This is a genomic window from Pontixanthobacter aestiaquae (assembly GCF_009827455.1).
In the GTDB taxonomy this organism is placed as follows: domain Bacteria; phylum Pseudomonadota; class Alphaproteobacteria; order Sphingomonadales; family Sphingomonadaceae; genus Pontixanthobacter; species Pontixanthobacter aestiaquae.
This window is the reverse complement of record NZ_WTYZ01000001.1, coordinates 649256-663525: the sequence shown is the minus strand read 5'-3', so window position 1 is coordinate 663525 and position 14270 is coordinate 649256. Positions and strand designations below refer to the sequence as shown.

The following is a 14270-nucleotide window of genomic DNA, read 5'->3' as shown; positions in this document are numbered from 1 at the left end:
TAGAATCAAGGGACGCTCCGCATGTTTTGTCGGTTACGCAAAGTCGTTGATATGGTTCACCTTTCCCCCTAGTGTTGCGCGGGACGCAATGAAGTTGGACACTCTAAAACCTTGGCCAGTTGGGGAGCCGCCGGAGCCTGCAATGTGCGGCGAGGACACTCGTTTGTCCGTGCTATCGGCATATGGGTTGGACGCACTGGAAGACGATCCGGAACTGGCAGAAATTACCAGCTATGTGGCAAAATTGTGCGATGCGCCTGTCGCGCTTGTCAGCCTAGTTGAAAAAGAGCGGCAGCGGTTTCTGGCCCGCGCGGGCTTGGAGGAGCGGGAGACGCCTCGCCCGACCTCGTTTTGCGCGCATGCCATGCTCGAACCCGAGCCGCTGGTTATACCCGATGCACTCAGCGATTCGCGTTTTGAAACCAACCCGCTTGTTACCGGCCATCCGCATATCCGCTTTTACGCCGGTGCGCCGCTGATTTCGCATGAAGGCGCGCCGCTCGGCTCGCTGTGCGTAATCGACACGAAGGCACGGCCAGATGGGCTTAGCGACATCCAGCGCGACGGTTTGCAGGTGCTTGCTTCATCGGTTATGCGCCGGTTGCGCCATCGCCGTGAAAATCTGGAGCAGCGCGCCGAGTTGCAAAAAAGCGAGCGGCGTCTGCGTACGCTGATTGACAGCCTCCCCGACATTGCATTTTCTATCCGCGCGGATGGATCGTTCGACTATGTGAACGCACAATTTGAGGAAATCGTTGGTGTAGAATCACCCAAGCAAGCCGAAGATTGGCGTCCCATCATTCATCCGGATGATCACGAGCCGCTTTTCACCGACTGGTACGACACTTTTGCCAGAGGGGAAGAGTTCGAAGGCGAATTCCGGCTGAAACAGCGTGACGGATCCTATCGCTGGAGCCTGACGCGGGTCATGCCTGTTGCCGGTGACAATGATGAAGGCCCGCGCTGGTTTGGCACGATCACTGATTTCGAAGAGGCCAAGCGGCAGGTAGAAGCGCGCGAATTGCTCGCCAAAGAACTGTCTCACCGGATCAAAAATATTTTCGCGGTCATCGGCGGGCTTGTTCGACTAAAGAGCCGCGAATATCCTGAGGCAAACGCATTTTCGGACGACATCAACGCGACGCTCGATACACTCAATCGCGCGCATTCCTATGTTACGCAGGACCGGTCCGACAAAGGCGACACGCTTCACGGCCTGATCGCAAAACTGCTTGCGCCGTATGGTGATACATCTGGCGGCCGCTTAAGCATGACGGGCAGCGATATGCCGGTCAGCAACCGTTCTACAACTGCATTGGCATTGGTCTTTCATGAGCTGGCGACAAACTCTGCCAAATATGGCGCCTTCTCCGTGGCTGCCGGGTCAGTCGAAATCAGCGTCAAGGAAGCTGATGGGCTGGTGGCAATCCGGTGGCAGGAAGTCGGCGGCCCTGCGCCCAAACAAAACCTTGGGACAGGCTTCGGGTCGCGTTTGGTCGAACGGACTGTCAATGGGCAATTGCGCGGTGAATTGAACCGAGCGTTTGAGGAAAGCGGACTGGTTGCGGCACTGACCGTACCGGTCGATGCGCTTTGACGTAGCAACCGCAGCGCCATAGGGTCGCTGGGTGACTGATGCTTCCTCGCCACCTGCACTGAGCTTTCGCGAGACGCGCAAGATTTTCGCTGATGTTGTGGCGGTAGATTCTATCTCGCTCGATATCGCCGATCACAGCTTTGTGGCTCTCGTTGGCCAATCGGGTTCGGGTAAATCGACTCTCCTCAAGACCATCAACCGGCTGGTTGAACCCGATAGCGGTTCGGTTCTGCTCGAGGGCGAAGATGTGCGCACCGCATTCGCCCCCGAACTGCGGCGGAAAATCGGCTATGTCTTCCAGGGCATCGGCCTGTTCCCCCATCTGAGCGTGGCGGAGAATATCGGCATTGGTCCGAGGATCGCAGGGGCTAAACTGCCATCAGGGCGGATAGCCGAGCTTCTCGAAGGCGTCGATCTCGATGAGAGTTATGCCAGCCGTATGCCGCATGAATTGTCAGGTGGTCAGCGGCAGCGAATCGGAGTGGCGCGCGCATTGGCGGCCGATCCACATGTGTTGCTGATGGACGAACCGTTCGGTGCGCTTGATCCAATAACGCGCGATGCGCTCGGCAACCGTGTCCGTGCTTTGCACGAGCGATTGGGCCTGACCACAGTCATGGTCACCCATGACATGGCCGAGGCACTGCTGCTCGCCGACCGGGTATTGGTCATGGATTCGGGGAATATAGTGGCGGACAATACACCGAAAGAATTACTCGCTGGCGAAGGCGGTGACATTGCGCAAGGACTCGTCTCGGTTCCGCGCGATCAGGCCAAAGCGCTTGCGGCATTGGCGTCATGAGCGAAATCCTCGAAGCCCTTCTCGGCCTGGGCGATAAGCTTGCGGCCCATGTATTGCTCGCCGCATCTGCCCTTGCGTTGGGCATTGCAGTCGCGCTGCCCTTGGCAGTCTGGGTCAGCCGTTCACCAAGGGTCGCCAAAGTCGTTCTGGGCTTTGCCAGCTTGGTACAAACCATTCCCGCATTGGCGCTACTGGCGCTGTTTTTCCCGATATTGCTAAGCCTGAGAGTGATCTTTGGCGAAGGCCTACCTACCCTCGGTTTCTTGCCCGCGTTGCTGGCTCTGGCGCTCTACGCATTGTTGCCAATCCTGCGCAATTCGGTGACGGCGCGCGAGCATATGGCGGCTGGCGTTCTTGAAGCTGCGGACGGCGTCGGGATGACCGGCTGGCAGAAATTGCGGCTGGTCGAAGCACCGCTGGCCGCACCCTACATTATGGCAGGCATCCGCACCGCAGCCGTGTGGACTATCGGCGCTGCGACGCTGTCGACGACCATCGGGCAGCCAAGCCTTGGCGATCCGATATTTGCCGGATTGCAGACCCAGAATTGGGCGCTGGTTCTGGCGGGCTGTATCGCTTCCGCCGGTCTTGCCATCGTCGCCGACACCTTGCTGGGCGCCGTCGAGCGCGGCTTCGCGGAACGCAATCGCTCGCTGGTTTGGGGCGGCGCCGCAATCGCTGTGATTGGTGTGGCATTGTCCGCCTATTCGCTGAGAGCGCAGGACAAAGATGCGATTGTGATCGGTGCCAAGAGTTTCTCCGAGCAATATATTCTAACCCAGCTGATCGGCGCACGATTGGAAGATGCCGGATATGATGTCCAATATCGCGACGGGCTAGGATCTGCCGTAGTCCACAATGCGGTAACCACCAGCCAGATTGACATTTCGATTGATTACACCGGCACCGTCTGGACCAATCAACTCAAGCGGGATGACAATCCCGGGCGCGAGGAAATCTATCAAACAATTGTCGATTGGGAGCGCGAGACCACGGGCACACTTGTGCTTGGTAAGCTCGGCTTTGAAAACGCTTATGCTCTGGCCATGCGACAGGACCGCGCCGCAGAGCTGGGCATCGGTACGATGGAGGATCTGGCCCGACTCTCTCCGCAACTCACGATCGGCGGCGATGTCGAATTTTTTGAGCGCCCCGAATGGATTGCTGTGCGCGATGCCTATGGTTTGAATTTCGCACGGACCCGCAATTTCACTACCACTTTTATGTATGACGCGTTGACCGGAGGCGAGGCGGATGTGATCTCGGCCTATACATCCGACGGACGCGTCGCGGCCGACAAACTGGTTATTATCGACGACAGCAAGGGCGCGTTTCCGTCTTACGATGCGCTGGTGATGATCTCCCCCGAGAGTGCCAAAGATGCGAAACTGGTGTCCACGCTGCAGCCACTAATCGGAGCTATTGATGTGGAGGCGATGCGCGAAGCAAATTTCGCGGTTGACCGTTTGGAGGACAAGAAAAGTCCGCGTGAGGCAGCTCAAAAGCTGGCGGAAACAATCGGCCTTTAGTCTTCAGCGAAGCCCGCTGCGTCGGGCCATTGCGGGCCAGCGAGCCCCATAACTTTGAACAGTTTGCCCATCTGGTCATCCGCGATCAGCCGATCACAAGCGGCGGCAATCTCCTCCGCATATTGCGGTGCGCGCGCAGCAAGGTTTTGCGCGCGGGTCTCAATGCCCAGCGCTCTCAACCAATCGCCCTGAGAAACCGTTCCCAAATGCCGCGCATCGCGGGACATCGCGACATTGGCTAGCGTGGCGAAATCGACATGCGCGGTTAGATCGGCCTCGCCCGGCATCGCAAACGGTTCGACTTTTTGATGCGAACGGACCGCTTGCAAAGTCGATCCAAGCTGCATTGCATCATGGCCATAATCAACGATTAGCGCCACGCCGCCTTGATCGACCAAGCGCCCGGCAATCTCATACATCACAGCCGCTGCACCGGGACAGGTTTCCAGAATGGACCCGTCGGGCGCATCGCGCATCTCCACGGGAACCGCCGAATCCATTGGTTGCGCGCCTGCGACAAACACGAGGTCATCGTCCTGCAAGCCGACTTTCCGTTCGCGCCAGCTACCCCCGCTGCGGACCAATTGGCGGATCGGCAGCGCATCCATAAATTCGTTCGCAACCAACAGCATCGGACCATCCTGCGGCACCGTCGAGAGATCATCGTGCCAGATCGCGCCAGGCACCGTCTTCAGCTGAATATCCTTCAGAGCCTGCGAGGTTTCGACGAAGTGAATGCGCGGTTCAAGCCCGTATTTCCGGGCAGCTCTCAGCGCGTCTTTTGCGAGCGTTCCGCGACCGGGACCGAGCTCGACATAGTGGATATACTCTTCGCGCCCGCTGCGAATCCACACATCGGCGAGCCACAGACCGATGAGCTCGCCGAACATTTGGCTAATCTCGGGCGCAGTAATAAAATCACCGCCTCCATTCTGGCCACGCCCGAGCGGGTCTTTATCGGCGTAATAGCGCGTGTTGCTCTCGCCCATAAAATGAGTGAGCGAAATCGGACCGGTATTGCGGATCAATCGGCGAAAACTGTCCGCTAAACTACCGCTCTGCTGAGGTGCTTGGGGATCCATCAGGCGTCCGAAGGATTAGGAGCCCCGCTGGCAAGAGGAGGTTGCCGCAGCGACCAGATGGTCACGGCCAAACCAAGCAGGATCAGCGGAATGGTCAGCCACTGGCCCATCGACAGGCCCGTATTCATCGCAAACTCGGTAAGATGCGCATCGGGTTGGCGAAAATACTCGGCGATGAAGCGGCCGCCTGCAATACCCATCGTAAACACGCCAACCAGCAGTCCGGGGCGATAGCGCGCCCGCGTTCTCCAGAACATAAAGAGCAGCAAGATCAGCAGGAGCAAGCCTTCCAGAACGGCCTCATAAAGCTGCGATGGATGGCGCGGCGGACCCGCAATCGTCACACCATTTATAACTTCGGGGAAGCTCATTGCCCAAGGAACGTCGGTTTCACGCCCCCACAACTCGCCATTCACGAAATTCGCCAAACGCCCGAGGAACATCCCCATCGGAACCGAGACCGAGACATAATCTGCCACACGCAGAAATTTGAGATTGCCCTGACGGCTGACGAAAAAGATCGCCAGCAACACGCCGAGCAGGCCCCCATGGAAGCTCATCCCGCCATCCCACAGGCGCAGCAGCTTCCAGCTTACAAACCCGTCTCCATCGAAGCTGGTGAAGAGCTCTGGCTGATAGAACATCGCATAACCCAGCCGACCACCCAGAATTACGCCGAGCGTGCCGTAAAAAAACAGGTCATCGGCATGCCGCTGCGCCATCGGCGCGCCGGGCTGTTTTATCATTTTGGACAAATGCCAATAGAAAAACAGAATACCGATCAGATAAGCGAGAGAATAATAGCGCAGCGTGAAGAAGCCGAGATCGATGCCTTCTTTCAGGCCCAGATCGGCCCATTGGATCGCGGGCGCAGTCGCCGATAAAACGGCGCTGGACGCTGCAGCTTCAGACAATAGTGACAGCAAGTGTCTTACCCCCTAAGTAACCCTCGAAGATCAGTTTCCGCGAGAGCAGGTTTCGCGCGGCTTCTGGCATAGGCAGAGTTTGAGGGGAACCCTGCGCTTCGCACAAATAAACACTTGTCGGATGCCGGCAATCAAAAGACGTGAATATCGGAGAGGATAACACCGCACATGCCTACAGAGCTCGACACTGCCCTCAATACTATCATGGATGCCTTGGCCGCTCCTGGCCAACCGTTCGAAACAGTGGATTACGAGGATTTCGGCGTAACCATGCCTGCGTTCAAGAACGCACCGCCCAGCCTGGCGCATTATTTCGCGCATTATTGCAACGAGCATAAAGACCTGACCTTCTTGGTCGACGGCGATATCCGGCTGACCTTTGGCGAAACCTATGCAGCGGCAGTCCATGTCGCAGCGGGTCTGGCACAGAATCACGGCATAAAGAAAGGCGACCGGATCGGTATCGCCGCGCGAAATTCCGCCAACTGGATCATCTCTTACATGGGCATCATTATGGCGGGCGGCTGCGCCACATTGCTCAACGGCTTCTCGACCGGATCTGAATTGGCCGACGCGATCAATCTCGCTGAATGCACGATCGTTCTGGCTGATGATGGCCGCGCACAACGGCTCGAAGGCAATGACCATTGCGCCAAAGTCGTTCTGATCGATCATGATGGCCCGCCATCGAAAGGCCTCGAATCGATCTGGGGAGAAGGTAATACCGCCATGGCTATGCTGGGCGAGCTTGGCCCGGATGATCTCGCGACTATCCTGTATACATCGGGCTCTACCGGCGCATCGAAAGGCGCATACTCCGACCATCGCGGCGTGATGGCTGGTACGATGAGCTATATCGGGCAAAGCGCAATGGCCAAAATCTTGCTGACCCAGCAAGGAAACGAGCCAACAGATCAGCCCTGCGCTTTGATCGCAGTGCCGCTGTTCCACGTGACCGGCGAAGTGCCGCTGTTCCTGCAAAGCTACGGCATTGCGCGCAAGCTGGTGATGATGCCGAAATGGGATGCACTGCATGCGCTGGAGCTGATGGAGGCGGAGAAAGTCAGCTATTTCGTCGGCGTTCCGCTAATGAGTTATGAAATCGCCACGCATCCTGACCGCGACAAGTATGATCTGACCGCATGTAAGAGCTTCGCCGCTGGCGGTGCTCCGCGTCCGACCGACCATGTCACCAAGATCAAAGAAGCATTTCCCGAAGGCTTCCCGCTGTTGGGCTACGGCCTGACCGAAACCAACGGCGTAGGCTGCGGCAACTTCAACGAAAACTACATGGCCAAGCCGGGCAGCACCGGCAAAGCCAGCCGACCGATTGTTGAAATTGCCATTCTGGATGATGATGGCAATCACATGGAGCAAGGCGCAATCGGCGAGGTTTGCTTCCGCACAGTCGCGAACTTTAAAGGCTATTGGCGCAATGAAAAGGCAACCAAAGCGGCCTTCACCGATGACGGATTCTTCCGCACAGGCGATCTCGGCTATCTCGATGAAGACGAATATCTGTTCATCGTAGACCGCAAGAAAGACATCATCATTCGCGGCGGCGAGAACATTACCTGTATCGAAGTCGAGGCCGGCATCTATGCGCATGAAGGCATCGCAGAATGTTCTGTGTTCGGTGTGCCGTGCGAGCGGATGGGAGAAGTTCCAGCGGCGGTCTATCACATGAAAGACGGCCACTCGATGACACCCGAACAAGTCCGCGAGTTCATGCTGGAAAAGCTCGCCCCGTTCAAAGTGCCGTTGCCTGAACATATCTGGCAATCGGACGAGCCGCTACCACGTCTCGGCACTCAGAAGATCGACAAGCGCACCGTCCGCACTATGTTTGCGAGTGACCTTCTCGATTAAACGGCAGGATAGCATTTGAACCAGGTAAAGATCCCCAAACAGCGCCAGATTATCGACCGCAGGGCGCTGGGCGGGGAGATTTCCACCCTCGTCAGAGAGAAGGGTAAGGACGCCCGGCTCGATGTCATCGCGCTGCTGCGCAGCGCACTGGATGACGGGCGAGAGGAACTGGCCAGACGGTTGAAGGAAAAACCAGCCGCGGGGCACGAATGCTCGGGCGGGCAGTCCTTTTTGATCGATCAGATTGTCCGGCTGCTGCACGATCATGTGACCACCGATGTCTATCCATCGGGTAACCGCTCGACCAGCGAACGCCTCGCGATCATGGCCGTCGGCGGTTATGGCCGCGCTGAAATGGCGCCGCATTCGGATGTCGATATCGCTTTTCTCACACCGTCGCGGCGAACGCCCTGGTGCGAGCAAGTGATCGAAGCGATGCTCTATTTCCTGTGGGATCTTGGCCTCAAAGTCGGACAATCGAGCCGCACGCTCGACGAAATGGTCAAGATGGCCAAGGAAGATTTGACCATCCGCACTGCCCTGCTCGAAGGCCGCTATGTGTGGGGCGATCGCAAGCTTTATGACGAAGCCAGCCGCCGCTTTTACAAGGAAGTGGTTCATGGCAGCGAGCGCGAATATGTCTCCGACAAGTTACGAGAGCGCGATGCCCGGCATAAGCGGATGGGGGACAGCCGCTATGTCGTGGAGCCCAATGTCAAGGACGGCAAGGGCGGCCTGCGCGATCTGCACACGCTCTATTGGATCGGCAAATATATCCACAAAGTCCGCAGTGCGGCCGACCTGATCGAAGTCGGCCTGCTGACCAAAGCAGAATACCGGTCCTTCCGCCGCGCAGAGGGCTTTATGTTGGCGGTACGGTGCCATTTGCACATGATAACCGGGCGAACGGAAGACCGTTTGACCTTCGATCTACAGCGCGAAGTCGCATCGCGGATGAACTTCACCGATCGCCCCGGCAAAAGCGCGGTCGAGCGGTTCATGCAGTTCTATTTTATTCAGGCCAAACGCGTCGGCAGCCTGACCGGAGTATTCCTTGCGCATATAGACGATCAATTCGCGCAGCGCCGCGCACGCAAAGGCTTCTTCGCGGGCTTCACCGCAAAATCCCGCACGCTCAAGGGGTACCGCGTTGCGGGCGGCAAGATCGCTGCGCCGACCAAAGACTGGTTTCAGCAAGATCCTGTTCGCCTGATCGAAGTCTTCCAGATTGCCGAGGAAGAAGGACTGGAAATCCATCCGGACACCATGAGGCAGGCGGATCGCGACTCCGGCTTGATCAAAGCGCCGATCCGCAAAGACCCGCGCGCCAATGCGCTATTCCTTGATTTGCTCGCGGGACGAAACGATCCGGAGATGGTGCTCCGCTGGATGAACGAGGCGGGCGTGTTCGGGAAATTTGTGCCCGATTTCGGCAAGGTCAATGCCCAGATGCAGTTCGACATGTATCACCACTACACGGTCGATGAGCATACGATCCGCGCTATTGGTCTGCTGAGCCGGATCGAAAAGGGTGAACTGACCGACGATCATCCCCGCTCTACCAAGCTGATCCACCGGATCAATTCGCGCCGTGCGATCTATGTCGCGGTGCTGCTGCACGATATTGCCAAAGGCCGCGGTGGCGATCACTCTATCCTTGGCGCCGAAGTTGCAATGAAACTGTGCCCGCGCTTTGGATTGGATGAGCAGGAAACGGCGCTGGTTGCGTGGCTGGTGCGCGCGCATTTGCTGATGAGCGCAACGGCGTTCAAGCGCGATTTGACCGATCCGAAAACTATCGAGGATTTTGTGGGCCAAGTGCAGAGTTTGGAACGTCTGCGCAATCTGATGATCCTGACTGCTGTCGATATCCGCGCGGTTGGCCCCGGCACGTGGAACAGCTGGAAAGGCCAACTCCTTGGTGAGCTCTATGACAGCGCGCAAGAGCGGCTGCGTTTGGGCCACGTCAAGCACGGCCGCCAAGACCGCGTCGCAGCGAAGAAAGAGCTGGTGCTTGAAGAACTCGGCAGCAAGAAATCGCTGCTGAGCGAGCAGGATGAGATGTTCACCGATTCTTACTGGATCGCTGAGCCGGAAGACGTCATTGCTCGCAATATTGTTCAATATTCGGTGGCGAGGGAGCGCGAAGAACAGCTTTCAATTCACTGCGAGTTTTATGAGGCACGTGGGGCCACTTTGGTCAGCGTCATCGCAGCTGATCACCCTGGCCTGTTCTACCGCATCGCGGGTGGTATCCATCTCGCCGGGGCCAACATTATCGATGCGCGCATTCATACTACGCGCAACGGCTGGGCAGTCGACAACTTCCTTGTGCAAGATCCGATGGGCAACCCGTTCCACGAAGAACAACAGCTTGCCCGCATTGAGAAGGCCATTGGTGACGCACTGGCCAACCGGATCGAGCTCGCTCCGCAATTGGCAAAGCGTCCGCTTCCGATCAGCCGTTCGAAAGCCTTCAAAGTCCGTCACCGTGTCATTTTCGACAACACAGCATCGAACAAATTCACTGTGATCGAAGTCAATGCCCGCGACCGCCCGGCATTGCTCAACCGGCTCGCGCGGGCCTTGTTCGAGAGTCAGTTGATCGTCCATTCCGCGCATATTACCGCTTATGGAGAGCGCGCTGCCGATACGTTCTACGTCACCGATCTTCTAGGCGAGAAAATCACTTCGCCTGACCGTTTGGAAACTATCGAGAAAGCGCTGCTCGACGCGGCCAGCGACCAACGCCAAGCAGAAATGGAAAACGCTTAGTCGGATTGATGTTGCTTCTCGCAAACGAACGCCTAGAGGGTCCGGCCAACGGTTCAACTCTGGGAGAAAACCATGAATACCCCCCTTACTTTCGCCCGTCATACTTCTCTACGCGCACTGGCTCTTGCTGGCTCAGCGCTTGCGCTTTTGCCGCAAACTGCTCTTGCTCAGAATGCTGAAGAAGAAGAGCAATCGCAAGACAGAGGCAACGCGCTCGACAGCTTCGACGTTATTGTCGTCACCGGCACCAAAACGAAAGACGCCGAGAACGTACAAGATGTGCCCGGCGCGGTGACCGCATTCAACGCGGAAAGCCTCGAAGCGCTGAAAGTGCGCGATGTGCAGTCGCTGACCTATGCCGCACCGAACGTCTCGCTCGACCAGATCGGCACCAGCCGCGGTACAGCAAACTTCTCAATCCGCGGCCTCGGTATCAACTCTTCAATCCCGTCTATTGATCCAACGGTCGGCGTGTTTGTCGATGGTGTCTATCTTGGATTCAACGGCGGTGTTGTGTTCGATCTGTTCGACCTCGACAGCGTCGAAATCCTGCGCGGCCCGCAAGGCGTGCTGTTCGGCCGGAACGTCACCGGCGGTGCAGTTCTGATCAACACCGGCAACCCGACCGAAGAATTCGAAGGCAAATTCCGCGCAGCGGTTGACGGACCATTCGTCGATGGCGGACGCGGCGGTGCAAACTACACTGTCAGCGGTGTGGTTTCAGGCCCGATCGTCGAAGACACTCTGCTGTTCAAAGTCGGCGCGTATTACAACAAGGACGAGGGTTACTTCAACAACCTCTTCAACAACACCAATCACGGTAAAGCCGAAACCAAGATTTTCCGCGGCGCATTGGAAGGCCGCTTCGGCGATCTGACCGTGACCGGTAAGCTCGACTATTTTGAAAGCGACGGCGATGGCCCATCCGGCCAAAACCGCGGTACGTTTGACCGCAACACATTCGATTTCGCAATCGATAATGACGGTTTCTATGCAAACGAAATCTGGACCGGCAGCGTTACTGCCGAACTCGATATCGGCCCCGGTACACTGACCAATGTCTTCGGTTACCGCGAATATTCAGCGCAGACCGATGGCGATATCGATTCGCTTCCGGGCTTCCTGTTCCACTCCTTTACGGAAACCGAGCAAGAGCAGATTTCGAACGAGCTGCGCTATGCGATGAGCTTTGACGGTCTCGAACTGACCGTGGGCGGTTTCTATTTCGACCAGTCGATTGCTTATACTGAAAATCGTGTGCTGCGTCGGGACCTGCCAGTTGCTCAGCAGCCGCCGGTTTTTTACGGCGGTGGCTCTCAGGATCACGAAGTCATTGGTGCCTTTGCCAACGCGCAATTCTATCTCACGGATAACTTGAGCGTTATCGGTGGCATCCGCTGGTCGCGCGAAGAGAAAGAGGCGGGCGTTACTTATGTCCGGCCGCGCCCGGCATGTTCGGTTGTTCAGGGTACCTGCCCTACTTCCGGGACCAACCCGTTCTTCCCAGCCATTGCGCCAACGGCGACTGATCCGGGTCGCCCTGCTGAGAATAACGGCTTCACCGATGCAGATAGCTGGTCCAACTGGTCGCCTAAACTCGGCCTGCAATATGAATTTGCGAACAGCCAGGTCTACGCTCACTGGACACGCGGCTATCGTTCGGGCGGATACAACTTCCGCGTTACCGACGTCCCTGTTTTCGAAAACGTGGTTGTGCCTCTAAATGGAGGTGACTTCTCATTCGACGAAGAGAAGGTTGATAATTACGAAGTGGGCGGAAAATTCCAGACTGACGACCGCTCGTTTACGCTGAATGCAGCCGCTTACATAACCAAGATCAGCGATATGCAACGTGAGATCAACACATCTGCCCCCGGGGCCGGCGTTGTGCAAAACATTCTAAATACCGCTGATGCGACGATCTTCGGTGTCGAAGCAGAAGCACGGATGCGCGTATCGGATGGGCTGCTGTTCACGGCCAATATCGGCCTGATCGATGCCGATTATGACGAAGTGCGCTTCGATATTTCGGGCGACGGTGTGATCGACGGAGCCGATTTGGCTCTGTCGCTTCCGCGTGTACCTGAGATCACTGCAGGCGTTGGCGCGCTTCACGAGCTTGACCTAGGCGATAGCTCGATCGTCAGCCGCGTGAACCTGCAATATCGCGACGAATTCGCATATACCGACAACAATTTCGGCTTCATTCAGGACATCACCAGCCTGGAAGCGAACGTCACTTGGAACACGCCTGTCGAAGGACTCGCCTTGTCGGTCTACGGCAAGAACCTGCTCGACGGCGTGCAAGCTGGCGGTGACACGCAGTTACCATTCGGCACTGGCGCATTCTCGAACGGCGTAAACCGTCCGTTCGATCCATCGCCAGCAGCAGGTACGCTGTCGCCGCTGGCAAAAGGCCGTCAGATCGGCGCGGAGATGACGTTCGAATTCTAACCCGGACGATCACGAAACAATGAAAGGGGCGTTCCGATGGGGCGCCCTTTTTGTTGGGTGTCAGTCTTCTGCGGTCAGTAACAGCAGCGCGATCTTGCGATCGTCGAAGCCGATAAAAGCCCATTCGAGGGTTGCTTGCGATATCGGATTCCAGCCCCACTCCAGCCGATTGGTCAGAATGGTGCGGTTATAGTGCTTAAAGCTGCCGACAAAGTCGCTGTAGCATTGCGCCGCCTTACCTTCGCCCAGCCACTTGGTGGACGAGAACACCATGTTGTTACTGAGCGCATCGCAAAACGCAGCGACCGCAGATCGCGGCTCATCCCTGTCAGCCGCATCATCAAGCATTTCCCAGTTTACGCCGATAGGCGTGAGGCCAAGCGATTCCACCAAACTGTCAGCAATTTCGGTATGTATGCCCGGTGGTGTGTCCCGCATCCGCGCTTCGAACAATACATCGGCTTGGCTTTCCAGCGGTTCACGCCAATCCGCGATAAACCGGTTTAGCTTCTCAAGTTCGGCGCTCATCCGTGGCCGGAACCTCGGGCCCCAAATAATGCAGTGCCAACCCGGATATGCGTCGCGCCTTGCATAATCGCGGTCTCGTAATCGCTGCTCATCCCCATGCTCAATCCAGCTTCAGAGCCGTCCAGACCGTTATCGCGGGCCAGCTTGTCCAGAAACGCAAAAAACGGGGCCGCTTCGATATCGGCAGGCGGAATGCACATCAGGCCAGCAATCGGAATATCGCGCGCGCGAACCGCATCCAGAAACGCCGGCAGCTCACCAATCGGACAGCCACCTTTCTGGTCTTCATCGCCGATATTGACCTGCACAAAGCACGGCACGCGCTTGCCTGCCTTATCCATCGCCTTTGCGAGAGCTTTGAGCAAGCTCGGCCGATCCAGAGAATGGATCACATCGAACAGCGCCACAGCATCGTCCGCTTTGTTAGATTGCAACTGCCCGATCAGATGCAGTTCGGTATCGGGATAGGCCTCTCGCAGCACCGGCCATTTCTCCTGCGCCTCCTGCACACGATTTTCGCCGAATACGCGCTGGCCCTGCTCCAGCAAAGGCTTGATCCGCTCTGCCGGATGCGTTTTGCTGACCGCAATCAAAGTGATTTCGTCCATTTCGCGCCGGGCGATCTTGCACGCTTTCGCGATTGTCTGGCGGACGCCTTCCAAAGGAGTTGCTGCACTATCCATATCGCGCCGCTATAACGTCCGTGTG

Annotated in this window: 10 protein-coding genes; 6 read left to right on the top strand and 4 right to left on the bottom strand. The window is 57.1% G+C overall.

What is annotated here, in order from left to right:
* The first annotated feature begins 88 nt into the window (after positions 1–88).
* Genes GRI35_RS03025 through GRI35_RS03015 form a run of 3 tightly spaced genes read left to right on the top strand, consistent with a single transcriptional unit; the run spans position 89 to position 3928 of the window.
* Entirely contained in the window at positions 89–1597 is a 1509-nt protein-coding gene (locus GRI35_RS03025) for a PAS domain-containing protein (RefSeq protein ID WP_160612756.1), read from the top strand.
* A gap of 31 nt (positions 1598–1628) precedes the next feature.
* Positions 1629–2399, top strand: coding sequence for an ATP-binding cassette domain-containing protein (locus GRI35_RS03020; RefSeq protein WP_160612754.1), 771 nt, complete (start codon positions 1629–1631; stop codon positions 2397–2399).
* Positions 2396–3928 carry an ABC transporter permease/substrate-binding protein gene (locus GRI35_RS03015; RefSeq protein ID WP_160612752.1) on the top strand — a complete coding sequence of 511 codons (1533 nt, stop codon included), beginning with the start codon at positions 2396–2398 and terminating at the stop codon, positions 3926–3928. The genes GRI35_RS03020 and GRI35_RS03015 overlap by 4 nt, the downstream gene beginning before the upstream one ends.
* Here the strand turns inward: GRI35_RS03015 and GRI35_RS03010 are convergent.
* A complete protein-coding gene (locus tag GRI35_RS03010; RefSeq protein WP_160612750.1) occupies positions 3925–5010 on the bottom strand; it encodes a class I SAM-dependent methyltransferase in 1086 nt (361 codons plus the stop codon). The genes GRI35_RS03015 and GRI35_RS03010 overlap by 4 nt on opposite strands.
* Positions 5010–5933, bottom strand: a complete 924-nt coding sequence (gene lgt / locus GRI35_RS03005; protein WP_160614722.1) for a prolipoprotein diacylglyceryl transferase — start codon at positions 5931–5933, stop codon at positions 5010–5012. Before lgt ends, GRI35_RS03010 begins: the two co-directional genes overlap by 1 nt.
* A 171-nt stretch (positions 5934–6104) precedes the next feature.
* Between lgt and GRI35_RS03000 the strand changes: the two genes are divergently transcribed.
* The 3 genes from GRI35_RS03000 (at position 6105) to GRI35_RS02990 (ending at position 13034) form a co-directional block, all read left to right on the top strand.
* A complete protein-coding gene (locus GRI35_RS03000; RefSeq protein ID WP_160612748.1) occupies positions 6105–7805 on the top strand; it encodes a class I adenylate-forming enzyme family protein in 1701 nt (566 codons plus the stop codon).
* A gap of 15 nt (positions 7806–7820) precedes the next feature.
* Positions 7821–10580: a [protein-PII] uridylyltransferase gene (locus tag GRI35_RS02995; protein ID WP_160612746.1), complete on the top strand. Its 2760-nt coding sequence runs from the start codon at positions 7821–7823 to the stop codon at positions 10578–10580.
* 72 nt (positions 10581–10652) lie between these two features.
* Positions 10653–13034: a TonB-dependent receptor gene (locus tag GRI35_RS02990; protein WP_160612744.1), complete on the top strand. Its 2382-nt coding sequence runs from the start codon at positions 10653–10655 to the stop codon at positions 13032–13034.
* 60 nt (positions 13035–13094) lie between these two features.
* On the opposite strand, the gene GRI35_RS02985 is transcribed toward GRI35_RS02990, so the two are convergent.
* Positions 13095–13562: a hypothetical protein gene (locus GRI35_RS02985; protein WP_160612742.1), complete on the bottom strand. Its 468-nt coding sequence runs from the start codon at positions 13560–13562 to the stop codon at positions 13095–13097.
* Positions 13559–14245 (bottom strand): YggS family pyridoxal phosphate-dependent enzyme, encoded by a 687-nt coding sequence (locus GRI35_RS02980; RefSeq protein WP_160612740.1) that lies wholly within the window; start codon positions 14243–14245, stop codon positions 13559–13561. The genes GRI35_RS02985 and GRI35_RS02980 overlap by 4 nt, the downstream gene beginning before the upstream one ends.
* Positions 14246–14270: the final 25 nt, after the last annotated feature.

Bases quoted from the DNA above. Each gene is read 5' to 3' on its own strand.
- GRI35_RS02985 (WP_160612742.1), bottom strand. From the start codon at position 13,562: ATGAGCGCCGAACTTGAGAAGCTAAACCGGTTTATCGCGGATTGGCGT.
- GRI35_RS03000 (WP_160612748.1), top strand. From the start codon at position 6,105: ATGCCTACAGAGCTCGACACTGCCCTCAATACTATCATGGATGCCTTG.
- GRI35_RS03015 (WP_160612752.1), top strand. From the start codon at position 2,396: ATGAGCGAAATCCTCGAAGCCCTTCTCGGCCTGGGCGATAAGCTTGCG.
- GRI35_RS02980 (WP_160612740.1), bottom strand. From the start codon at position 14,245: ATGGATAGTGCAGCAACTCCTTTGGAAGGCGTCCGCCAGACAATCGCG.
- GRI35_RS03010 (WP_160612750.1), bottom strand. From the start codon at position 5,010: ATGGATCCCCAAGCACCTCAGCAGAGCGGTAGTTTAGCGGACAGTTTT.
- GRI35_RS02990 (WP_160612744.1), top strand. From the start codon at position 10,653: ATGAATACCCCCCTTACTTTCGCCCGTCATACTTCTCTACGCGCACTG.
- GRI35_RS03025 (WP_160612756.1), top strand. From the start codon at position 89: ATGAAGTTGGACACTCTAAAACCTTGGCCAGTTGGGGAGCCGCCGGAG.